This window comes from Adlercreutzia equolifaciens, assembly GCF_029076695.1.
Taxonomy (GTDB): Bacteria; Actinomycetota; Coriobacteriia; order Coriobacteriales; family Eggerthellaceae; genus Adlercreutzia; species Adlercreutzia equolifaciens_A.
On the sequence record NZ_JARFIK010000001.1, the window covers coordinates 951,051 to 973,791 of the forward strand.

The window sequence follows — 22,741 nt, forward strand, 5'->3', positions numbered from 1 at the left end:
AATTGACTTCTTGTTAAGCAATGGGGAAGGGGAGGCAGTGCTCGGGGAACGCGAAAGCGCGGCGGAGCGCCGTGCGCTGATGGCGGGCGGCCGCCTCTATATTGTGGCCTACGGGTGCGCCCGCGCCTGGGCGACGCTTACCTTTACGGGAACGGACGCGGCGGTGCTGGCGGAGGTGCCGTGGAGCTTCGATCCGCACCTCACGTTCGATGCGGCCTACATTGCCATCAGCCTCTTGCTGGTGCTGTGCTTTCGGCGATTTATTCCCTTGAACGAAAACCGATGGGTGAAGGCGGCCTCGGCGGCTGGTATGGTGGTGGCGTCGCTGTGCTGTGTGGCAGCGTGGTGGCTGCCCGCGCTTTCGTTGCCGCTGATGATAATCGGGTCGTTGGCGGCAGGTCTGGGCTATGGGCTGTTTCTGCTGCTGGCGGCCGAGGTGCTGGCCACCTTCAGCTTGCTGCGCATCTTCTTGTTCCTGTCCGCGGCCATGCTGCTGGGCACGGTGATCACGTTCTTCTGCCAATCGATGACGGGCGTGGCCGCCCAAGCGGCGCTGGTGCTCTTGCCGGTGCTGGCGGCGCTCTACCTGCAGAACGCCTATGGCCAGGTCCCGACAGCCGAGCGTCCCAAGCGCGGTGTGCCGAAGTTCTCCTATCCGTGGAAGCTGTTCGCGCTCTACGGCTTGTACGCGTTTGCCTACGGCATGCGCGCCAACCAGCTGACGGCTGAGGCCGGTCAGCATTCGTCGGTTTCTACGTTTGTGCTGATGGCGGTCTTGTTCTTGACGGCGTACTTCGCCTCGAAGCGCTTTAACATCGGGCTTTTGTACCGTTCGCCCGTGGTGCTCATGGTGTGCGGCTTTTTGCTGGTGCCCGCCGAGAGCCTGCTGGGTAGCGCGGCGTCCAGCTGGCTTATTTCCATCAGCTTCTCGCTCATGTCGTTCCTGGTCATGTTTCTGCTCTACGACATCTCCAAGCGCATGGGCGTGGCCATTGTGGCGTTTATGGCGGTGAAGAATGCCGAGCAGCTGTTCCAGGTGCTGGGCGGGGCGGCCACCGACGGGCTGGAGCTTTTGGGGCTGCCGGCAGCTACTGAGAACGTGGTCGTGACAGCTATTGTGGGCGTGCTCATCCTGGCGGCCACGGTGCTGCTGTTCTCGGAGAAAGAGCTGGCCAGCAAGTGGGGCGTGGGCATCCTGGATGCCGGCGGCCTGGTGGAGCGCACGGAAGAAGAGGAGCAGACGGCCGTGCGCGTCCAGGAACTGGCGGAGACCTACCGCCTGAGCCCGCGCGAAACCGAGGTGCTGGCGCTGCTGGCCGAGGGAAAGACCGGGCGCGTCATCCAGCAGGAGCTGTTCATTGCCGAGGGCACGTTCAAGGCCCACACGCGCCATATCTACGAAAAGGTGGGGGTCAACTCCCGTAAGGAACTTTTCGAGGTTATGGGGATTGCTCAGCGGGCGTAAGGGGCGACCAAGGGCCACCCCGGCCGTCCGCGGACATTTTTTGAAGAGGTGCCCTCGGCCTCTTGACGGCGCCGTTCTTCGCCCTATACTAGACAAGCTGCTCAAATCAGCAGCAACCGAACAGAACTGTTCCGCTACTTAAGACAGCAGGCACCGAAGGCGTCCCGGAAGGGAACGCGGCCGGTTTAATCGCGCAAGCGGCCCGCCGAGGTGGTCGACAAGATTCGCTTCCGTGAATTCGTGCGGCCTCCGTCTTATGGGCGGGGGCCGTTTCCTTTTCAGGCAGGCGGCCCACCCGTGAAGGGCGGAACCCGAGTGCTTGAAAAGGAGGTGTACGTACCCTATGCCCAATGCTCAGAACAAAGAGATGCTCGCTGCTATCAAGGAGGATCTCGACGGCGCTTCCGCCATGTGGGTGGTCGACTACCGTGGTCTGACCGTGAAGGAGATGCAGCAGCTGCGTCGCGATATCCGCGAGGCCGGCTCGGTCATCAAGGTTTACAAGAACACGCTGGTTCACCTGGCCCTGGCCGAGGCCGAGCTGCCCACGCTGGACGATCTGCTGGAAGGCCCCAGCGCCTTCGTGTTCGCCGGCGGTGATGTGGCTGCTTCCGCCAAGGCGGTGAAGAACTTCGCCAAGGCAAACGAGAACCTGGAGATCAAGGGCGGCCTGATGGAAGGCGCTGCCGTTTCCGCCACTGAGGTGGAGGCCATCGCGTCCCTGCCCTCTCGCGAGGAGCTCATGGCGAAGATCGCCGGTGCTATTTCCGGTGTCGCTCGCGGTCTGGCCACCAGCATCAACGGTGTGCCCCGTGGCATGGCCCAGGTCGTCAAGGCCGTGGCCGATCAGAAGGAAGCTGCCTAACAGCTCGCGCGGCCTGAGACGGGTCGCTTAGAAACAAGAAAACTTGCGGTCGGCGCAAAGAGGTGCCGGCCCCCTTTGAAAGGAAACTAACATGGCTGTTACCCGTGAAGAGATTCTTGAGGCTCTGAAGGAGATGTCCCTGCTCGAGGCTTCCGAGCTCGTGAAGGACATCGAGGAGACCTTCGGCGTGTCCGCCGCTGCCCCCGTGGCCGTGGCTGCCGCTGGTGCTGCTCCGGCTGAGGGCGGCGCTGCCGAGGAGAAGTCCGACTTCGACGTTGTGCTCGAGGGCTTCGGCGACAACAAGATCGCCGTCATCAAGGTTGTCCGTGAGATCACCGGCCTGGGCCTGAAGGAGGCCAAGGAGGTCGTCGAGGGCGCTCCGAAGCCGGTCGCCGAGGGCGTGAACAAGGAGAAGGCCGAGGAGATCAAGGGCAAGCTGGAGGAAGCCGGCGCTGCTGTGACCCTGAAGTAAATTCGCGCAAGCGAACACTTCTCCAACCTTTACGGTTATGCAAGAACCCCCGCTTTTGCGGGGGTTCTTTTAGTTAGCGAGCCATTTCTCCAGGCTGTCGATGTCGCGCTGGGCTTGGGTCTGGCCGGTTTCGTAGGATTTGACGAGGGCCTGGTAGTCGGTGGTCTTGTTGGTGACTTCCATGGTGTCGGGGTAGAACACCCAGGCGGCGCCCGATTGCTCGAGCTGCTCGATTTCGTCGCACAGCTGGTTGTAGGGCTGCCAGCGCGCTATAGTGCGCTCGGCCACGAGGGGATGCTTGCGGAAGGCGGCGCGGAACAGAGCCTGGGCTCCGCGCCCCATGGGCTTCTTGCGGTAGCCGCGGGGCTGCGTGCGGATGATGCAGAAGCGCTCGAAGCCGTCGGCGCGGGCGGCGTTCAGCAGGATGCCCCAGCTGTCACCCATGCCGCCGTCAACGTAGGTGCGCCCCGCAACGGTAGTGGGCGGCATGAAAATGGGCATGGTGGACGAAGCGCGCACCATGAGTCCCACGTCCCGGGCGTTCACCATGTCGGCCTTGGTCCAGGCAACGGTTTCGCCGGTGTCCCAGTCCATGGCCTCGATGTGAAGGTCGGCGGGATTGGCGCGGAAGGTGTTCCAGTCGAAGCGCATGGGATCGTCGGGCGGTGCCGCTTCAATGAGCTCCTCGTAGAGGTAAGGACCGTTGAAGTAGCCAGTGCCGCGCAAAAAGCTGCCCCAGCCGCCGAAGCGGGGGTACTGCACCAGCTCCACGAAGGAGGCCCGAGCGCGGACGGGATCGCGCACCAGGTAGTTCACCGTATGGCTGGATCCCGCGGAAATGCCGTAGACCTTCCCGAAGTTGAGGTTGCGGGCCAGAAGCTCTACCACCATGGGTGCCGTGTAGCTGTTGCGCATGCCGCCGCCCTCGAAGATGAGCGCCACGTCGGGCTGGTTGATGGCAAGGCTTGCGGGGTCGGGCACGGGGCACGTGGGCGTCTTGGGGGCTTTCGCTGGGGTGCTCTGAGATGCTTCGGGCATGGAATCACGCTTTCTCGACACGAAAAAAGGGAGCTCCGAAGAGCTCCCTTTTAGTATAAGCCTTTGGGCGCGCGGTTCGTTACTCGGCGTAGCGGTACAGGGCGGCGATGGGCTGGTCGGTGGGCATCTGATCCTGCTCGACAATGTAGATGTGAGCATCCTGGAGCAGGGCGGCCTTGGCGAAGGCATCGGTGATGTCGGGCGCGGCCGGATCGATGTAGCCGTTGTCGACCGGGTTGGCGTTGGGGTCGAAGGTGACGGTGCCGGTGTTGATGTCGAAGCCGCCGGGGAGCACCTTGCCCTTCACCATGAACAGGGCCTTCACGCGACGCTCGGCCAGGGCCATGCCGATGTTGTCCCAGTCGTCCGAGGCCTTGTTGTGGGCCTTGTCGCCGGCGAACTTCTCGGCGGTTTCCTTGATGTTCTCATCGCGGATGCCGTCCATAACGGCCAGGGACTCCTCGAGCAGCTCCTTGCCGTTCAAGCCGGCGGGATCCTTCTCGATGCCCACGGGCAGCAGGTGGCGCAGGGTGGAAATCTTGCGGAACTCGTTCACGTACTCGGGATCGCAGCACAGGATGATGGGGGTGGTGTCGTCGCGCACCAGGTAGTCGTCCACGGCCTTGTTCACGTAGCGGAACCACTGCTGGGCGTCTTCCTTCTTCACCTCGTTGCGGCTCTTGCGGTCGTGGTACTGGGAATCGTGGCCCTCAAGGCTCACGAAGTCCAGGGCGCCTTCCTCGTGCTTGCGCACGTCGGCCTCGGTTTCATCGCTGTCAGCGAACAGCTGGCTGAAGTAGTCGTGCACTTCTTTCGGGAGTTCCTGGCGCGTGGCGTGGGTGCGGTCGCCCTTCACCCAGCTGAAGCGGTCGTTGCCCAGCTCCAGCACGTAGTACTCGGTGCCGTACTGGAAGTTGCGCAGCAGCGGCTTCACGAAGTAGGTCTCGCCGGCGGCCACCATGGGCTCGGGGGCGAAGAACAGGTTGTACACGTACACGGCGTCGTTGCTCATGAGGAAGCCCAGGCCCTCGCCGGCGTGAATCCACAGCGGCATATCGGCGTGGTCGAGCAGATACTTGGCGCGCTTCTCAATGCCCTTGTAGGCATCCTTGTCGTAGGACTCGGCCAGCGTGCGCTCGGCGTCCTTCATAAGATCCTTGAACATGTCGGCGTCCCACTCGTCGCGGCGCTCTTCGCGCTCGGAATGATGCACCGGAATGTACAGCGAGACCACCGGGGCAGTAACATTCTCAAGAATGGACGGATCGAACCCCTCCATTACGTGAATGCTCTCGTCGGTGAGGCGCTGAGTCTCCTTCTCGTCTTTCATGTCAAACCTCCATAGTGGTTGGGAACCAACAGTTGGCGCTGCCGGCCGGGCCGTGCGCCCGGGACGCGCTTGGGCGCGTTTGCATCGCGTGATAAAAGCATAGCCCCCCGACGCTGGTTCGGGGGGCTATGGACGGGTCTGTGAACTTCTGGTTGCCGAAATGCTGATTTAGGAGGTTGGTATTCGCGGCATGACTGGAGAACGGGTGCGAAATGAAGGGCGGGGGCGCTTCGGGGCTCCGTGCCGCCAGGGCGGCCTACTTCTTAACGTTCATGGCGCGCATGGCGTTGAGGATGGCGATGACGGCCACGCCCACGTCGGCGAAGACGGCCATCCACATGTTGGCAATGCCGAAGGCAGCCAGGATGAGCACCGCGAACTTGATCCCTAAGGCGAACACGATGTTCTGCCACACAATGGCCATGGTCTTGCGGGCCACGCCAATGGCGCGGGCGATGGAGCGCGGGTCGTCATCCATGAGCACCACGTCGGCGGCCTCGATGGCGGCGTCGGAGCCCATGGCACCCATGGCGATGCCAATGTCGGCGCGGGTAAGTACCGGGGCGTCGTTGATGCCGTCGCCCACAAAGGCCAGCTTGCCCTTGCCGCGGGTCTGCTCCTCGGTGGCGTGCAGCAGACGCTCCACTTCTTCCACCTTGTTCTGGGGAAGCAGCTCGGCGCGCACTTCGCCGATGCCCAGCTTCTCGGCCACGGCGCGGGCCACGTCGGTGCGGTCGCCGGTGAGCATAACGGTCTTGCGCACGCCGGCATCGCGCAGCGCGGTGATGGCCTCTACGGCCGTGGGCTTGATGGTGTCGGCAATGATGATGTAGCCGGCGTAGCGGCCGTCCACGGCTACGTGAAGCACGGTGCCCACGGCGTCGGGAGCGTCGAAGGCAATACCGTGGTCGGCCATGAGCTTGTCGTTGCCCACGAAGACCTGCTTGCCGTCGATGACGGCCTCCACGCCGCGGCCGCTGATCTCTTCGACGCGGTCGATGCGGTCGTGATCGATGTCGCGTCCGAAGGCGGCACGCACGGAAGCAGCGATGGGATGGGTGGAATAGGCTTCGGCCAGGGCGGCTACGGCAATGAGGTCGTCGGGGCTCATACCGGCCGTCGGGCGAATTTCCGTGACGGCGAAGGTACCGTCGGTCAGGGTGCCGGTCTTGTCGAAGACCACGGTCTCGGTGGAGGCCAGAGTCTCCAGGTAGTTCGAGCCCTTCACCAGAATGCCCAGGCGAGAGGCACCGCCGATGCCGCCGAAGAACGACAGGGGCACCGAGATGACCAGAGCGCAGGGGCACGAGACCACCAGGAAGGTAAGGCCGCGCAGGATCCAGTCGGACCACTGGCCGCCGAGCAGCAGCGGCGGAACGATGGCCAGCAGGGCGGCCACGCCCACTACCACCGGCGTGTAGACGCGGGCAAAGCGGGTGATGAAGTTCTCGGTGCGGGCCTTCTTCTCGGCGGCGTTCTCCACCAGTTCCAGAATGCGGCTTACGGTGGAGTCCTCGTAGGCCTTGCTGGCGCGCACTACCAACTTGCCGGTAAGGTTCACGCAACCGGAAATGACCTCGTCGCCGGGTTTCGCCATGCGCGGCACCGACTCGCCGGTCAGAGCGGCGGTGTCGATCTGGCTGTCGCCGTCGACAATGGTGCCGTCAAGCGGAATGCGCTCGCCGGGCATGACGATGAGCTCGTCGTCGGGGGCCAGCTCGAAGGGATCCACCTGCTCCAGCTTGCCCTCTACCATGACGTTGGCGAACTCCGGGGCAATGTCCATCATGTCGGCGATGGACTGGCGGGACTTGCCGACGGCGTAGCTTTGGAACAGCTCGCCCACCTGGAAGAACAGCATAACCGCTGCACCCTCGGCCATATGCGGGTCGGTGTCGGGGAAGAACACCAGGGCGAAGGCGCCGAAGGTGGCGACGGTCATGAGGAAATCCTCATCAAGGGCGTGGCCGTGGGCCAAGCCGCGCAGGGCGCCGCCGATGACGTCGTAGCCGGCTATGAGGTAGGGGATGAGGAAGAGAACGAACTCAGCGTAGATGGCGCCGGGGTCGCCGAACAGGTTGTGAAGAACGCCGACGGAGCTGACGACTTCGATGGCGATGAATAGCACGAAGGCGATGATAACGCGCGTCAAGAGGCGCTTTTGCTTGGGACTCATAATGCTTTCCTTACTTGTCCGCCGAGGGGCCGGGTGGTGCTCAGTCGCTCAGACAGTCCTCGCTCGGCGAAACAGCCCACTGGGCTGTTTCGTTCGCTGCGGAACTCGCTTTATGAACACCACCCGGCCCCTCGGCTGCTCGGTCCAGCAGGAGGGCGCGTTCTGGTTTGGCGCAAAAGCGCCTCTCTCCTTGGGAAACTAGCGGACGATGCGGCAGTCTTTTTCGTAGCTGGTGCAGACTTCTTGGGCGGCGTCCAGGATGGGGGCCAGCTCGTCGGCGTTGGCGACGTCCGCGTCGATCATCAGCTTGCTGGTCATGAACGAGATGGAGGCCTTGTTCACGCCCGGGAGCTTGTTGATGCCCTCTTCCATCATGGAGGCGCAATGGGCGCAGTCGAGGTTCTCGAGCTTGAATGACTTTCGCATGATCGGTCCTTTCCTTGGGGTGCAGCTTGGCGGGCGTGGACTTGGTTTGCCTCGCTCGCAGGGGTTAATTTCGAAACGGTTACTCGCAGACGTGGGTCATGCCCTGGGCGAGCATGGTGTAGACGTGGTTGTCGGACAGCGCGTAGATGACGTTTTTGCCGGCGCGCTCGGCGCGGACCAGACGGGCCTGCTTCAAGGTGCGCAGCTGATGGCTGACGGCGCTTTGGGAGCACCCCACGGCCTCGGCAATTTCGTTGACAGAGAGGTCGCGGCCCATGAGGGCGAACAAGATCTTGATGCGCGTGGTATCCGAGAAGGCCTTGAACAGGTCGGCGACGTCGAACAGCAGCTCCTCGTCGGGCATTTCCTCGAAGAGGGGACCGGTGGCATCGCGGTTGCAGCCGCAGGGGCAGTCGGCAAGTTGGGCCTGGGCATCGCGCACGACGGCGGCCGCTTCTTGCTCGATAGTGGTCGGTTGGCTCATGGCGTCTCCTTATGAACATTACAACATATGAGCAACTGTTCATAAGTATAGGCATGGAGACTGCGCTGTCAAGGGGGAGAGGGAGGGTTTTTGAGTGGGCGATACTTTGCATGAACAATGACCTTTTCGCACCAAGTTGTAACGATGCGTTACGGCACTGTTTGTCCTCTTCACCTAGGGGAGGGGTAGGATAAAAAACGCAAGGCGCGCACGATGCCACGGATCGACCGGGCTTATCTTGGCTGGCTGGTTTGACGACGCCGGACTTTGGGCCGGCGTTTCCACCATGCGCGTGCGGTCTCAGAAGAAAGGTAAGAACTATGAGTGCTTATGAAGTTGTTGATGCCCACTACGTTGAGGAGCATATTGGCAAGATGCCTCTGGTGGACGTCCGCCCGACCCTGCGTTTCGATACGGGTCACATTCCCACGGCCGTCAATATTCGCCTCGATGTGGCGCAGATGACCGACGATGCTGGCGCCGAGCTGGCGGAGATGTTCCAGGATCACGGCATTGGCCAGCATGATGCCGCCATCGTGTACTGCCAGTGCGGCCCTCATGCCAAGATGGCGTGCGAGCTTTTGGCTGGCCAGGGTTACGACCAGCTGCGCCTGTACCAGGGCAGCATGGACGACTGGGTCAAGGATCCGGCCCGTCCGGTAGAGACAGCGGGCGAAAGCTTCGTGAAGTAAATCGAGCCCCACGGAAAGTTTCATGCGCAGTCGGAGGTGGTGAAGCGGACAGGTCCGCACGCCGCCTCCGCGGCGTATCGGGGCTCGGGGGAAAGTGAGTCCATGATGATGCAGCGAGACGGAAAGAACGAGGCGCCGGGGGCGAAGGGCCCTGGAGCCCATGCGAGTGTCCCGGCGGAAGGGGCCGCAGATCGGACGGGAGCCGCGGCTGCTGCGTCGGTCGCGTCTTCGGCAGAGCGCCCCAGCGCCGGTGCGGTGGTAAAACACGTGGTGACGAGCCTGCCGTTCATCCTGCTGGTGGCGGTAGGCGCCGGTTTGGTGCTGGGATGGCTGGCCCCGGAAAGCGTCATGAGCGTGGTGGCCACCATCGGCGATGTGCTGCGCCAGATTATTGTGTTCTGCGTGCCGCTGATCATCATCGGGTTCATTGCCCCCTCTATTGCGCGGCTTGGATCGAACGTATCGCGCATTTTGGGCGTAGCGGTGCTGCTGGCCTATGTGTCTACGTTAGGGGCGGCGCTGCTGTCCATGGCGGCGGGCTACGGCATCATTCCGCATCTGGCCCTGGCGGAAAGCGTCGAGCCGCTGCGCGAGATTCCCGATCTCAACTTCCCCTTGGAAATTCCCGCCATTATGTCGGTGACCAGCGCTTTGGCCCTGGCGCTTATGATTGGCCTGGCGGCGGTGTGGGCGAAGGCCGACCGCTTCACCGAGCTGCTGATGGAGTTCCAGCGCATGGTGCTTACCATTGTGGTGAAAATCGTCATCCCTCTGCTGCCGTTCTTTATTGTGTGCACCTTCGCCACCTTGTCCTACGAGGGGGTGGTTACCAGCCAGCTTCCCGTGTTCATCGTGGTCATTGCCATTGTGTTGGTGGGACACTTCATTTGGCTGGGCGTGCTGTACGGGGCGGCGGGCGCCTATTCGCGCACGAATCCCTGGGAGGTGCTGAAGCATTACGGATCGGCCTACTTGACGGCGGTGGGCACCATGTCGTCGGCGGCTACCTTGGGCGTGGCGCTGGAGTGCGCCGGCCAGGCGAAGACGCTGCGCCGCGACATGGTCAGCTTCGGCGTGCCGCTGTTCGCCAACATTCATCTGTGCGGCTCGGTGCTGACCGAGGTGTTCTTCTGCATGGTGGTGTCGCAGATTCTGTACGGCGGGCTGCCCAGTCTGCCCACCATGTTGGTGTTCTGCGTGTTGCTGGGCGTGTTCGCCATTGGTGCGCCCGGGGTGCCGGGCGGTACGGTCATGGCGTCGTTGGGCCTGGTCACGGGGTTGTTGGGCTTTGACGGAGCCGGCACGGCCCTGGTGCTGACGGTGTTCGCGCTGCAGGACAGCTTCGGCACGGCCTGCAACATTACCGGCGACGGCGCGTTGACGCTGATGCTGTCGGGATATGCGAACAAGCATCATATGCCTGATCAGAGCGACGTGACGTTCTTCGATGGTGAAATTGCCGAAGGCGCGGGCGTGGGTCGAGGCAAGCCGGCTGACGAGGGCGCCACCAGTGAGGCGGGCGCGGAGGCGTTGGAGGACCAGGCGCGCGGCGCCGCGATGGGGCGACATTAGCGGGCTGCGGCAACGCGCTACGGAACTGTGACGGCTTGGGTCCGCGGGCTTGCCTTCGCGGGTTTCTCGCTAGTATGAGGGAAACGACGAAAGGGGCTTTCCATGGACGAGCGCACGAAGCAGAACGATACGGAAACAACAGCGGGTCATATTGAGCTGCCCGAGCCTATTCCCGGGTTCAACGAGTTCGGCCACATACCGCTGGAGAAGCTGCATAACACCCGCGATTTGGGCGGCTTGCCCGCCGCGGACGGTCGTCGCATTCGACCGGCGCTGCTGCTGCGCTCGGGGTGTCTGCATAAGGCCAGCGAACAGGATATCGCCACGTTGTTGGCCGATTATCGTCTGGAGGGCGTGGTGGATTTCCGCACCGCAGTGGAGCGCGGCAAGGAGCCCGATCCGCGGGAGCGGATGGAAGGCGTGGTGTTCTACGACTTCCCGGCTTTCAGCATGGAGGCGGTGGGCATTACCCACGGGGCCGGTTTGGCACAGGAGCTGAAGGCGCTTTCGGCCGATTCGGCGCGACCGCACGAGATGGTGCGCAGCCTGTACCCCAAGATGCTGCTGGGCGATGAGGGCCGCGAGTCCTACCGCTCGTTTATGGACGTGCTGTTGGAGGGCAATGGCGGCGCGTACCTGTGGCACTGCACCGAGGGGAAGGACCGTGCCGGTTTGGCGGCGGTTATTGTGGAGCGCGCCCTGGGTGTGCCCGAGGAATTCGTGAAGCGCGATTATCTGGCCACGAACTTGTTCGTGCGCAATAGGGCCGAGACCATGCTGGACGCCGTGCGAGACAAGCTGCACGTGCTGAAGGGCATCGACGCCGATGTGGACTCGCTGTTCTACGCGTTTTCCGACTACTACGAGGCGGCCATGACGGCGGTGGAGAAGGAGTACGGCTCCTTCGATGCGTATTTGGAGCGCGGGCTGGACTTCGGTCCCGACAAGCAGAAGGCGCTCCGGGAGAAGTACCTGGCGTAGGTGCGCGTGCGGGCGGGCGTTGCGGGTTGAGGGCGTCATGCGGCCGCTCGCGCGTTGCGGGTGCGGAGCGGCGCGGTTTCGCAGCGGGCTCGTGCGCTTAGCGAGAATTCGACGATTGGAAACAAAGCCCCTGGCTGGCTGGGTGTAGAATTCGGAAAAACGTTAGCGATATCCTAGGAGGAACCGTGGCAGAGTCCGCAACCCCGGAGCAGAAGGTCATCGTCGTCGATTTCGGCGCGCAGTACGGGCAGCTGATCGCCCGTCGCGTGCGCGATTTGCACGTGTACTCGGAAATTGTGCCTTGCGACATTACTGCCGCGGAAGTGCGCGCTATGGCGCCGGCGGCCATCATTTTGTCCGGCGGCCCGGCCAGCGTGTACGCGGAAGACGCCCCCTCCATCGACCCCGAGATTCTGGCCCTGGGCATTCCGGTGCTGGGTTTCTGCTACGGTCAGCAGGCCATGGCCGTGGCCCTGGGCGGCGAAGTGGGCCACACCGAGAAGGGCGAGTACGGCCCGGCGCTTATTACGCGGGCCAGTGAGTCGGCCCTGTTCGACGGCACGCCCGGCGAGCAGACCGTGTGGATGAGCCATCGCGATGCCGTGAGCCGCGTGCCCGAGGGCTTCACCATCAGCTCGCGCACCGAGGTGTGCCCCGTGGCCTCCATGGAGTATCCGGAGCGCAAGCTGTACGCCACCCAGTTCCACCCCGAGGTGCGCCACACCGAGTTTGGTCAGACCATGCTGCGCAACTTCCTGTTCAACGTGTGCGAGCTTACACCCGACTGGACCATGGACTCCATTATCGAGGACTCGGTGGCAGCCATTCGCGAGGAAGTGGGGGAGGATCGCGTCATTCTGGGCCTTTCCGGCGGCGTGGACTCGTCGGTGGTGGCGGCGCTGTGCGCCAAGGCCATCGGCAAGCAGCTGACCTGCGTGTTCGTGAACCATGGCTTTCTGCGCAAGGGCGAGCCGGAAGAGGTGGAAGAGGTGTTCACGAAGCAGTTCGACGTGGACTTCATCCATGTGCATGCCGAGGAGCGCTACCTGGAGCTTTTGCGCGGCGTGACCGACCCCGAGGAGAAGCGCCGCATTATCGGCACCCAGTTCTGGAAGGAATTCTTCGCCGTGGCCGAGGACTTGGCCGACGACGGACGCCCCGTGAAATTCCTGGCCCAGGGCACTATTTACCCCGACATCATCGAGAGCGGTGCGCGCAAGACCGGCGGCAAGGCGAGCACCATCAAGAGCCACCATAACCTCATCCCCTTCCCCGAGGGCGTGCATTTCGACCTGATCGAGCCGCTGGACCACTTCTTCAAGGACGAGGTGCGCGCGCTGGGCACGGCGCTGGGGCTGCCCGACTACATTGTGCACCGCCAGCCCTTCCCGGGCCCGGGCCTGGCCATCCGCATCATCGGCGAGGTGACGGCCGAGAAGTTGGATATCCTGAAGAACGCTGACCTGATTGTGCGCGAAGAGCTGGATGCCTACAATGAGCGCCTCTTCGTCGAGACCGGCGAGCGCAACAGCGAGCATTCCGTGTGGCAGTACTTCGCCGCGCTGCCCGACATCCGCACCGTGGGCGTCATGGGCGACGAGCGCACCTACGCCCGCCCGGTGATCCTGCGCGCCGTGGAGAGTTCGGACGCCATGACCGCCGACTGGGCGAAGCTCCCCTACGATCTGCTGGGCCGTATGAGCAGCCGCATCGTAGCCGAAGTCCCGGGAGTGAACCGCGTGTTCTACGATGTGACGAGCAAGCCGCCGGCGACTATTGAGTTTGAGTAGGGGGCAAGTGGCCCACACGGAAGCGTTTGACCAGTTCAGAGCGTTGCTCGACCGCGAACCATAAACTAAGAGCGTCATCAGGGTGTCATCACGAGAGGCTGAAATCCACCGTTCATGACAGCTGGTTATTCCCATCGGAATAGAATGAAATACGAACCACTTCGCTGTTGGCTGATTTATTTTATCGAAGATTATCGAATGCGCATCCCTCCTTCCATCTGATCGGCTGATCCGACACTACGGGAAAAGAGGGAGGCGCGTCTTTGGGATGATGCGTCTTGCGCCCTCTAAGGTCCGCTATGGATATCCTTCATTGTTTCTACAGAAGGCATGGCGTGGCATCGTCGGCAGAATGCGTCAATCTTCTCCCATGTGCTAGCAGTCACGGTCGGTTTGATGTCGCGCGCATAGACTCTGAAGAACTCAGAAATGGTCAGTGTCCGAAGGCTCGATTCGGATTTGAGACGCCGCTCCCATTCCCCTGCCTCTTCTTTTGTCTCGAAGCCACGCTTTGTCGTTATCTTGGGAGTACCATTGGCATCCTTAAATCGACATGAAGATATCCAGCAATTGTCTGATTTGTCTCTATAAATGCTCATACCGTGGCCTTTCCTCTGCAGCAGAAGCGTATCAGCCAGTATGAGACTTATACATGAAGAAAGGTTTGAACGCTTGGATGCTAATATGTGTGTCGTAAAGGGGCATGGCTGATTCGAAGATACTCGGGAAAACGCCCATCTTCCGAAATAAGGAATCCAATAACCGTGCTGGTCGTATGTTCGCGGTAGCGAGATTCAGTATTTCTTTTTCCCACAACAAGAACTTCGTCATTACCTTTTGTTTTGAAGACTTCGAACTTACCGTTTCGAAGGTCTTCGAAAAAGTTATCTAGGTGCTCTGAATCAAAAATATCTTTAGACGTATCAAAGACTAATTTTGTAGAAGCGTCTTTTATGACAATTCGATTCTCCGAGTTTGAGTCATTGTTAATATCTCTATGTAAACGTACGGAATCCCTAACAGCTTCCTGACACCAAGAGATGCTATCTTCATTCTCTCGAAGAGTTTCTTCTAAGGAGTTAGCTTTCTTTTGTTGATTCAAGATTTTCTTAGAAAGGCTATTAAGAAATAGCGAGAACAGGGAACGCTTTTCGATATAGGATATCTCTTTTAATACCTCCTCTGTTTTCTGCTGTAGATATTCTTTTTCTAAAGTAAATTTTTTAGCTGCATCATCTTGAGAAGACAGATCTTTTTCAAGTTTCTTTAATCCATCTAGCGAGACGGAAACGCTCTTCTCTATTTCAGGAAAATAGAGCATCACAGGTTTATGCGATTTAACAGAGGGCTCTTCAAGTGCGATAGCTATATATCTAAACGAAGATGTAAGCTCGTTCTGATGAGTGACTGCCTGGTTGAGGCTCATGTTTAATTCTTCGAGATCCTTTAGGGTCGACCTTGCCGCATATAGCACTTGCGTTAGATGCGCTTTAAGGCCGATATAGCGATAGATATGTTTCAGCCCATTGGTCAGGCACCATGCACCAAGGAGCAGAATCAAAAAGTATAAATAGACTAGAAAGGGGGATAAGAAATCACTGAGATTAAGGTTTGGAATGAATTTTGCAAGTGCAAAAAACAGCAAACCTCCTACCAAAAGAAAAGTGATACCTTTTGGCAAGAGAGACCACCGCGCTTCGCCTCCTGTAAGGAGGCTGGTTTCTCGATTAATCTGCTCCTTTAGTCTTTCTAGGGTTTTAGAAAGATCAGCGTCGTTCTCAGCAAGATCAGAGAGTTCATTATGTATAGCGATATCGCTCCTTATTCGACTCCGCTGATTAATCTTTGAAAAGAGCGCTCCGAAGAAGGAAAGCAAGGCGGCTAATGCTGGAATGATAACGTTTGCGAATAACTCAATCATCTATCCTCATTCCAAATATTCATTAATAGTATTTTGAAGCTAGACCGTAGCCACATCCAGTTTCAATCCGAAAGCTTTTACAACTTTCTGCACTGTATCGAATGATGGATTCCCCGTAGGGGAAAGAGCCTTGTAAAGACCATCGCGAGTGATCCCGGTCTCTTTTGAAAGCTGAGTCATGCCCTTTGCGCGAGCGATGTCGCCAAGAGCAGCTGCAATTACGGAAGTGTCGCCATCTTCCAAGGCAGCGTTGAGATAGGCGGCCATGTCCTCTTCGCTCGCGAGGTATTCAGATGCATCCCATTTGGTCGCTTTCTTCATCTTCGTTTCCATCACTCGTACTCCGCGTTGATCTTCTTTGCTTTCGCGATATCCTTCTGCTGCGACGACTTATCTCCGCCGATCAGAAGGAGAAGGATTTCCTTGCCTCGCTGAGAGTAGTACACCCGGTATCCAGGGCCGTAATCCACTCGAAGCTCATAGATGCTGTCTCCAACGGGCTTCGCATCGCCTAAGTTCCCTGTCAGCGAGACTCGCCTGAGTCGCACGCTGATGCGCGCTCGCGCATTCGTATCTTTCAGGCGCTTTAGCCATTCCTCGAACTCATCTGTTTGTAGCAATTTCAGTATGCTTGAAGTGTATACTATATTATACTTACTGTCAATTCTCATCGAGAACGAGCAGATCAGAGCAACTGGGACAATTTGCCCAGTGGGAAGCTGAGCTCAGCGCGACATCTCGGGCGAGCCTCTGTCTATCGGGTCCCCGCATCGGTTTCTAGGTCGAACTCAATCTGAACTCACTTTGAGCTTAGCAGATTCAGGAAGCGCAGGTTAGACGTAGTATTTCAGAGCGGAAATTTGTCCCCAATCTATTCCAGCGGAGTAAATTTCAGGCTTTTCCAAAAGGCGCGGGCATCGCCCGTACTCAGGGGAATACCTCGTTGTAGTAAAATACCAGTTCAGAGTACTGGTTTCGATATCTTGCGATTTGTTCCGCTACTTAGAATGAGATTCTCTATCTCATTGAGTTCAAAATGAAACTGTAACTGCAGGACGCCTCTCGCTCCTGCTAACACGTATGGGAATGGTGGGCATCTATGGTAAGAACTTTCAGGCCTACAACAATAGAGTGGGAGTAGGGGATGCGCTGGCAAGAAAGAAGCCAATGGGGGTTAGGGCTCCAGCGCGCTGACATGAAGTGCGTCATCGCAAAACGAAAGCGCCCGACTTAAGTGAAATACTCACCGCTCAGGCGCTTTGCTGGTGAGGATGATACCACGCTTGCGCAACCTTAGTAGTACGCCTTGCATACTTGATTCATTGCAAGCCGCAATTCTATTCAATCTTTGAGGTGCCAGTAGGGGTATGCTGCTTGAATGATTGTGCTTGATTCAAAACAGGGGGACCGACCAGGATGTGAATCGCCTGAATGCGTGGTTGTCCCATTGCCTGGGATAGGGGAGCGGCGGCGGTACTGTGGGGTGGTGCAGCCGTTTGCGGCGCATGCCCACGGGCATTACGTGATTGGGCTTGTGGAGGAAGGGCGGCGCTCGCTTGTCTGCAATGAGGCCGCTTTTGAGCTCGCGCCCGGCGATCTGGTAGTATTCAACCCTGGTGACGTTCATGGCTGCGAGCAAAGCGATGGGGGCGTGTTCGCCTATGACAGCATTGCGGTAGCGGCTGAGCTTCTTGATGGAGCTCGGCTCGCGGGGCCGAAGGCGAGCGGTCCTGCGGCTGTTGAAGCCTTTCGGGAAGTGCTGAGAGTCATTGAGAAAGGGACCGAAACTCAGATAGCTGAAGCCGTGTTGTGCTTGTGCGAGTTTCTGGTTGAAGAAGAGGCTGCGGAGGACGGCGGGGACGCTCCTCTTCCGGCTGGCCTCCACGAAGACGCGGCTCAGCGCGCAATGGCCCACTTCTGTGGGCATCTGGCCTCTCCTTCGTCCCTTAGCGCCCTTGCGGCTGAGGAGGGGCTTTCCACTTACACCCTCATTCGCGCCTATAAGCGTCGTTTCTCCATCACGCCCATGCGGCACCTGGCATCGCTTCGCGTGGAATGCGCGTGCCGCCTGCTTCGGGAGGGCGTGGAACCCGCCGCCGTGGCAGCAGAAGTCGGCTTCGCCGATCAAGCTCATTTGACCCGCGCTTTCAAGCAGCGCCTCGGCACAACCCCCGGCGCGTACCAGAGGATGATGGGCTGCTGAGCATTTGTTGGCGATCCATTGCCAACTGCCCCTGCAGCGAATGTGTAACTTGGCAATTTCTCCGAAGGCGCGCGAATCGGCCTCCCTTAAAGTCCCCAAGCTGGAAACGTCAGGCAGCTTTCATCGAGAGCGCCGAGCTTCTCGGTGAGGCAGACCAGGAGTCCTGTTCCTAGTTCCAGAGTCGATCTTTCCAGGGTCGAGAAAGCGCCAATATCTTTGCGCTGCGGGTTGGCGCTTCGCTTGATTTCGATGGGATGAAGAGCTCCGTCGCGCTCGATGACCGCATCGATCTCCTTGGCGTCGCGATCTCGATAGAACCAAAGCTTGGCAGCATCGCCGCTGTTAGTAAGTGTCTTTACGATCTCGCTAATCACGTAGTTCTCGAAAATCTGCCCAGCCAGGGCGCCGACAGCGAGGGTTTCCGCGGAGCTCCACCGACCAAGCCAAGCGGCTAGCCCCGTGTCGTTGAAATAGAGCTTGGGCGTCTTAACGGCCCGTTTCATGGCGTTGTTCGAATAGGGCTGCAACAAGAATACGATGTCGGATTTCTCCAGGATACCGAGCCACTCCTGCGCTTTGGCTCGGGGAATGCCTACGTCGCGTGCGAGAGACTCGACGTTGAGGAGCTGGGCGGTTTGGGCGGCGACGGCGGCCATGAAGCGCGAAAAGTCGAGCACATTAGCAGAGCCGTCGAGGTCGCGCACGTCGCGCTCGATATAGGTTTGCATATAGCTGCGATAAAAATGATCAACATTCGTGCTGCGTCCGTTGTTTACGGCAGGCATCCATCCGCGGAAGATTCGCCCATAAACTTGGGGTAGCGTTGCAGGCGTCTGCTCGGATAGTTTCTCTTTGAGCGAGCTGATTTTGATGTCCAACTTGAGTAGCGGACCCGACCCGTAGAGCTCGTGCTGCGATAGGGGAAGCATATGGAGGATGCCCACGCGGCCGGCAAGCGACTCGCCGGCAAGCTTCATGAGCGGAAATGGTTGCGAGCCGGTTAGCCAGAAAGCGCCGCAATCATCGGGGTGGGTATCTGCGTATATTTTCAGGTAAGGAAAGAGCTGCGGGGCGTACTGCACCTCGTCGATAATAAGCGGCGGCTCGTGTAGTTGAAGAAAGAGCTGAGGGTCGCTTTGCGCGAGGGCTCTCTCCTGCAGATCATCGAGCGTGACAGAGGGCCGGTCGTTTTTGGCCAGATGCGCGATCATGGTGGACTTCCCGCATTGGCGCATGCCAGTGAGAAGCACAATGGGAAATTCGTTAGCATAAGCAAGGAACTCGGCTTCTAGATCCCGATTTATGTACTCCATTATGCCTCCTTACTGGTGTTTCGGCTAATTTTATCACAGATGTAAAATTAGCCGAAAAAAGTGATGCAAGCTCTTAGTTGGCTTGTCGGAAAAGGCTGTTCTGGCGGTTGCCCTTTTGGATGTTGAGTGCACAAATGCGCGTCTGGTGATCTTTCGCGTGGTGGATATTTTGGGCGCTATGACTAGAGACTGGGAAAAGTTGACTTGTGATATGCAAGGCCATATGAACAGCTGCACTATGGTTGACGTTCTCGATGCAAACCGCATGTTTAGTGATGCGGCGAGCGAGCCGCCCCTGATTTTTGAGTGGGGGATGGATCTTCCCATGGCTGAAGTTTGGCGACAGAAAACGTGCCTTGTACGTAGGGGGCTAATTGCACGACCCCTTGCACTTGCTCCACATTTCTTTGAGCCAGTCGGGTTCTTCAAATTCGAGATCCCTATCGTTTCGGCGCGTTTTCCTTTGTTCAGAGGAGAAGTAGCAATCCTTGCAGTGTTCGGGGGTTGTTGGAGGCCGAATGTTGCCATTGTTAGGGTAGCTGGCAACCATTGTTCCATCGGCGCGGAATTCCCAATGCCTATCGCAATCGTTGCTGTAGCCAGTTTTTTCGCTGTATCTTTCACTAAACGCAAAGAAGGCTATATTCTCGCTTTGAAGTAGCTCATCGTATTTATCACTCCGAATCAAAATCAGGTTGTGGACCGGTTCTCGATAGTAATTGCCCGGAGCTCCATCGCAGGCAATTATCACATCTCCCGATTTTTCGTCCGTGAAACACGCATCTCTAGGGCTAAATACTAGGTTTAGTTTTCTGATTAATGACGGGGGTGGGAGCAAGATCTGATTGCGTTCTGAAATGGTGCAGCGCTCGTCTGGGGGATCTATGATCAGGCACAGATCTCCCTCCTCTCTGCCATAGTCCTTAATGTTGCCTGTGAAAGTTTCATGCTCAATGGTTAAGTGTCTGTCCTCGCGACAGCTGTCGAGATGTCTGCCAGTATTGAAGGCAATAGATACAATGAATTCATTGGAGCGCATGAGCTTACTGCCTTCGTAAATTCGCTTCCGAGCCGAAAACGCAATAGGCTGCCAATAGGCGTTACGGGCCTTAATGGGTTTAAGCAAGTCCAGAATTTCTCCGAATGCTCCGAGTGCGTCGTCGAACCATAGGTCCTCTTTGGCCTCTGGGGATACAATTTTGCGTTCAATTTTCAATTTTGCCGATTCGGTAATGAAGTTTGAAGACGGAGTGCAGGTATGAATTGTTCCAGGCTCGTTGTAGGCTTGCTCTTCGTATTGGCGAAAGCCGCAACTCTTGGAGCCAGTCTTGCCTAGAGCAATTTCATCTACAAAGTAATTCGATGCTAACGATCCAAGAAGCTCATGCGAAGCTAGACAAAAGGGTTTCATGTTGGGAGTTGCTTCAGCTTCGTGGTAAGGATTCAGCGGCCGAAATTCTCCAAGTAAATCTTGGAGGTTTCCACCGTAACGTTCAAGCCATAGTTTTGTTAAGAGCACCACGCAATCCAGCAGGCGTCGCTGATCCAAATGCTCTGTTTCGAATTTAACGGGAAGAAGCTCTTGGAAATCTTCAACTTGCATTATTTGCCCGTCGCACTCGCCTCCTGTCTGACAGTTCAGCAAATTGCGTAGCGAGTCGTTCCAGGATGCCACTGCCTCTAGAGGGGACAAAATGAAGTTCCCATGATAGTGAAAATCTAAGCACCCCCTTTTCATCTGGTAAACATCAAAAGGGAAAAAGTTCTTGTGGATTAGATCAATGTAATCTGCTTGATGCATAAAGCTCTCTGTATCCTTTTCGGTCGGTTGAGAGCCTTCCAGTTCGCGATAAATATTTCTGGTACTAAAGTCGATAGGGGTGACCTCGTCTTGCGTTGCGTGGCAAATGCTGGCAATAATAATTGAGTCAGAGATGCTTTCGTCGCCGACAATGCTCTCGACGAATCTCTGGACGTCAGCACTGCTCTTCGTCTCTTTGTCCAGACAGGAAATAGTCTTAGCAATTGCTCTTCTTGCAAACACATCTTGGACTCTTCGCCATGCCCCAATTACTTCGCGCAAGGCGTCGTCGCTTGAATCGCAAAGGAAGAACATTAGACGCTGGCTTAATGCGCGAAGCCTCATATTTGACGAAAAAGAGCACCAGATCGAAAACCATACCCATTCGTGTGCGGCAGCAGCTGGTACACGTTTCGTGTGCGAAACGAAGTCCGAGATGTTTTGAATTCTGGATATGATGAGCGTCAGGCTCCAGCGCTCCCAATGTTCTATGAAGAAGCGATCCACTAAGGTGCTGTCTGCCAGGAAGATGTCGTTCGCGTAATTTGTCAGGTTGAGAGGCGTGTTTAAGATTCCGCCAAAATGAAGAAAGGCCCAACCAGGTTCCATCTTGCATATGTTTGCAAAGTCCTTAAAGTCCCATTCCAGAGGGAAAATGGTTTGAGAAAAAATCTTCTCCCACTCTGGCATGAGACCATATTGCTCCAACCTGTCGAGCAATTTCGCGATGAATCTTGGACCTCGGTTGAGGTATCTATCTATGGACACCTGGATTAGCTCATGATCGCTTGCGGAATAGCTCTTTCTGTAAATTAATTTAGCTATGCCGTCGATTAGTCCATTTTCGTCGAGGGCGCGGCTGTTGAGCTTATCAAGATCGCTGTGTAGGCATCTTGCAATTACGTATCTAATTTGAGATTCGCTCGAGTAGTAGTAGCGGAGCTCTCCCCCTCCGTAGTCATGGCATTCGAGAAACCCTTGCTCCATCATGCTCGAAAGATAGGCATCCGCTTCTTTGCCCAGAACGCTCTCTGTGTCTTTCTTTGAAAGGCCGATTGCTTCTGTGTCAAGAAGGAATTCGCACAGCTTCTTTGTCTGAGTCCACTGGTGCTTGCTAAGAGAACTCTTGATGCAGCTTTCGACTAGAGAGGTTCTTTGCGCCGTGGCGTTTAGGCCATCCTTGCTAGAGCGGAAGCTACGAATCATTGCGAGCATTGCATTGAGATTGCGCGGGTTCTTCGAAAACAGCATGTCCTGAAATTGAACAATGATTTCATCAGCGCTTTCCGCTAGAGCCGAAAACACAAGATCTGGATTTACTCCCTGGAATTCGAGGGAAGTTGGCAATAGCGATTGCAGATCCTCCATCCTTGCGGTTGGTGATCCGGATCGAGTGGCCACTACCACGTTTGCGTGATCCGCTTTCAAGGTTTTCCTTATGAGGTTGAGCGCATGTTCGAAGGCGCTCTCGTCAAGCTCGTTGCAGGCATCAATGATCAATGTGAAGCTGCCTGAGGCCGACATCATCATAGATGGCAAATCGAGCTCGCTAAGCTTTATGATGCCCTCCTGATTGAAGGCGATAGCGTATGAAGCGTTTTTTGATGACAGTTCCTGCGCAAGCTCGTATAGGAAGTAGGTCTTTCCGATACCACCTTCACCGTATATCAACAGTCCTTTGCGAGCTCTTGCGTCTTTGGTGACGGCGTACTTTATGCTTTCCAGGCGACTGCCGATATAACCATCGCTCGAGGCGATCAGAGCGTCAAAACTGTTTTCAAGCTTTGAATAATTTAAGGTTTGGTTTACATCGGTGATGAGTTCGTTTGCTAGGCGCACCGCTTCTTCTTCAGATTTCTGATTCTCCTTCGAAACATGTCGTGGATATATTTGCGGTATGCCTTTGCAAAGCATTGGAAGTAGCGACGTGTCTTCCCACTCGTAATGAATTTTTTCTTTGTCTATTACGGGTTTTTTTGAACTTAGTTGCCTTTGGTTTAAGGCTTCGATTTGTTTTCGCATGCTGTGCTCCGGCGTCATGTTGTTGCAAGTGGTTACTTGAGAGGAAGGTCAGTTGCTTAAGTATAGGTCTAGTCCAAAGCAGCTATGTTTGGTTTTGGCTAGAAGCGCGCATATCCTTCAGCGCTGTGTCTCATGGTGGTTTTTGGCGAGAGCGCATTGCGGATATCTTTCGTCCTGAAACTGAGTCCGT

19 protein-coding genes are annotated in these 22,741 nt (G+C 57.4%); 8 read left to right on the forward strand and 11 right to left on the reverse strand.

Annotated elements, in window-relative coordinates; genetic code table 11:
* Positions 1-37: 37 nt before the first annotated feature.
* From PZH32_RS03785 to rplL, 3 genes are all read left to right on the forward strand, one after another.
* The gene (locus tag PZH32_RS03785) at positions 38-1,465 is read left to right on the forward strand and encodes a helix-turn-helix domain-containing protein (protein WP_275206304.1); all 1,428 of its coding nucleotides are present in this window, start codon (positions 38-40) and stop codon (positions 1,463-1,465) included.
* A 343-nt stretch (positions 1,466-1,808) separates the two neighbouring features.
* Positions 1,809-2,330 (forward strand): 50S ribosomal protein L10, encoded by a 522-nt coding sequence (rplJ, locus tag PZH32_RS03790; RefSeq protein WP_275206305.1) that lies wholly within the window; start codon positions 1,809-1,811, stop codon positions 2,328-2,330.
* A gap of 91 nt (positions 2,331-2,421) precedes the next feature.
* On the forward strand, positions 2,422-2,802 hold the full coding sequence (gene rplL / locus PZH32_RS03795; protein ID WP_275206306.1) for a 50S ribosomal protein L7/L12: 381 nt from the start codon (positions 2,422-2,424) through the stop codon (positions 2,800-2,802).
* A 69-nt stretch (positions 2,803-2,871) separates the two neighbouring features.
* On the opposite strand, the gene PZH32_RS03800 is transcribed toward rplL, so the two are convergent.
* The 5 genes from PZH32_RS03800 to PZH32_RS03820 all read right to left on the reverse strand — a co-directional run bounded on the left by PZH32_RS03800 (position 2,872) and on the right by PZH32_RS03820 (position 8,256).
* Positions 2,872-3,840 (reverse strand): patatin-like phospholipase family protein, encoded by a 969-nt coding sequence (locus tag PZH32_RS03800; RefSeq protein WP_275206307.1) that lies wholly within the window; start codon positions 3,838-3,840, stop codon positions 2,872-2,874.
* 79 nt (positions 3,841-3,919) lie between these two features.
* On the reverse strand, positions 3,920-5,170 hold the full coding sequence (locus tag PZH32_RS03805; RefSeq protein ID WP_275206308.1) for a hypothetical protein: 1,251 nt from the start codon (positions 5,168-5,170) through the stop codon (positions 3,920-3,922).
* Positions 5,171-5,426: 256 nt separating this feature from the next.
* Positions 5,427-7,346 carry a heavy metal translocating P-type ATPase gene (locus PZH32_RS03810; protein ID WP_275206309.1) on the reverse strand — a complete coding sequence of 640 codons (1,920 nt, stop codon included), beginning with the start codon at positions 7,344-7,346 and terminating at the stop codon, positions 5,427-5,429.
* 198 nt (positions 7,347-7,544) lie between these two features.
* Entirely contained in the window at positions 7,545-7,772 is a 228-nt protein-coding gene (locus PZH32_RS03815) for a heavy-metal-associated domain-containing protein (protein ID WP_275206310.1), read from the reverse strand.
* Positions 7,773-7,851: 79 nt separating this feature from the next.
* A complete protein-coding gene (locus tag PZH32_RS03820; RefSeq protein ID WP_428994009.1) occupies positions 7,852-8,256 on the reverse strand; it encodes an ArsR/SmtB family transcription factor in 405 nt (134 codons plus the stop codon).
* A gap of 320 nt (positions 8,257-8,576) precedes the next feature.
* Here PZH32_RS03820 and PZH32_RS03825 point away from each other — a divergent pair, with 320 nt between their 5' ends.
* From PZH32_RS03825 to guaA, 4 genes are all read left to right on the forward strand, one after another.
* A complete protein-coding gene (locus PZH32_RS03825; protein ID WP_275206311.1) occupies positions 8,577-8,948 on the forward strand; it encodes a sulfurtransferase in 372 nt (123 codons plus the stop codon).
* Between the two features lie 102 nt (positions 8,949-9,050).
* On the forward strand, positions 9,051-10,520 hold the full coding sequence (locus PZH32_RS03830) for a dicarboxylate/amino acid:cation symporter (protein WP_275206312.1): 1,470 nt from the start codon (positions 9,051-9,053) through the stop codon (positions 10,518-10,520).
* Positions 10,521-10,622: 102 nt separating this feature from the next.
* Entirely contained in the window at positions 10,623-11,501 is an 879-nt protein-coding gene (locus PZH32_RS03835; RefSeq protein ID WP_275206313.1) for a tyrosine-protein phosphatase, read from the forward strand.
* Positions 11,502-11,686: 185 nt separating this feature from the next.
* Positions 11,687-13,291 carry a glutamine-hydrolyzing GMP synthase gene (guaA, locus tag PZH32_RS03840; RefSeq protein ID WP_275206314.1) on the forward strand — a complete coding sequence of 535 codons (1,605 nt, stop codon included), beginning with the start codon at positions 11,687-11,689 and terminating at the stop codon, positions 13,289-13,291.
* Between the two features lie 287 nt (positions 13,292-13,578).
* On the opposite strand, the gene PZH32_RS14220 is transcribed toward guaA, so the two are convergent.
* The 4 genes from PZH32_RS14220 to PZH32_RS03855 form a co-directional block, all read right to left on the reverse strand.
* Entirely contained in the window at positions 13,579-13,890 is a 312-nt protein-coding gene (locus PZH32_RS14220; RefSeq protein WP_428994010.1) for an Arm DNA-binding domain-containing protein, read from the reverse strand.
* An 80-nt stretch (positions 13,891-13,970) separates the two neighbouring features.
* Positions 13,971-15,212, reverse strand: a complete 1,242-nt coding sequence (locus tag PZH32_RS03845) for a hypothetical protein (protein ID WP_275206315.1) — start codon at positions 15,210-15,212, stop codon at positions 13,971-13,973.
* A gap of 39 nt (positions 15,213-15,251) precedes the next feature.
* On the reverse strand, positions 15,252-15,533 hold the full coding sequence (locus tag PZH32_RS03850; protein WP_275206316.1) for an addiction module antidote protein: 282 nt from the start codon (positions 15,531-15,533) through the stop codon (positions 15,252-15,254).
* 11 nt (positions 15,534-15,544) lie between these two features.
* On the reverse strand, positions 15,545-15,832 hold the full coding sequence (locus PZH32_RS03855; protein WP_275206317.1) for a type II toxin-antitoxin system RelE/ParE family toxin: 288 nt from the start codon (positions 15,830-15,832) through the stop codon (positions 15,545-15,547).
* 758 nt (positions 15,833-16,590) lie between these two features.
* Between PZH32_RS03855 and PZH32_RS14225 the strand changes: the two genes are divergently transcribed.
* The gene (locus PZH32_RS14225; protein WP_428994011.1) at positions 16,591-17,415 is read left to right on the forward strand and encodes an AraC family transcriptional regulator; all 825 of its coding nucleotides are present in this window, start codon (positions 16,591-16,593) and stop codon (positions 17,413-17,415) included.
* Positions 17,416-17,501: 86 nt separating this feature from the next.
* Here the strand turns inward: PZH32_RS14225 and PZH32_RS03865 are convergent, their stop codons facing one another.
* Both PZH32_RS03865 and PZH32_RS03870 read right to left on the reverse strand, forming a co-directional pair.
* Positions 17,502-18,728: an ATP-binding protein gene (locus PZH32_RS03865; RefSeq protein ID WP_275206319.1), complete on the reverse strand. Its 1,227-nt coding sequence runs from the start codon at positions 18,726-18,728 to the stop codon at positions 17,502-17,504.
* 370 nt (positions 18,729-19,098) lie between these two features.
* Complete coding sequence (locus PZH32_RS03870; protein WP_275206320.1) at positions 19,099-22,569, reverse strand: ATP-binding protein; 3,471 nt, start codon at positions 22,567-22,569, stop codon at positions 19,099-19,101.
* Between the last annotated feature and the right edge of the window lie 172 nt (positions 22,570-22,741).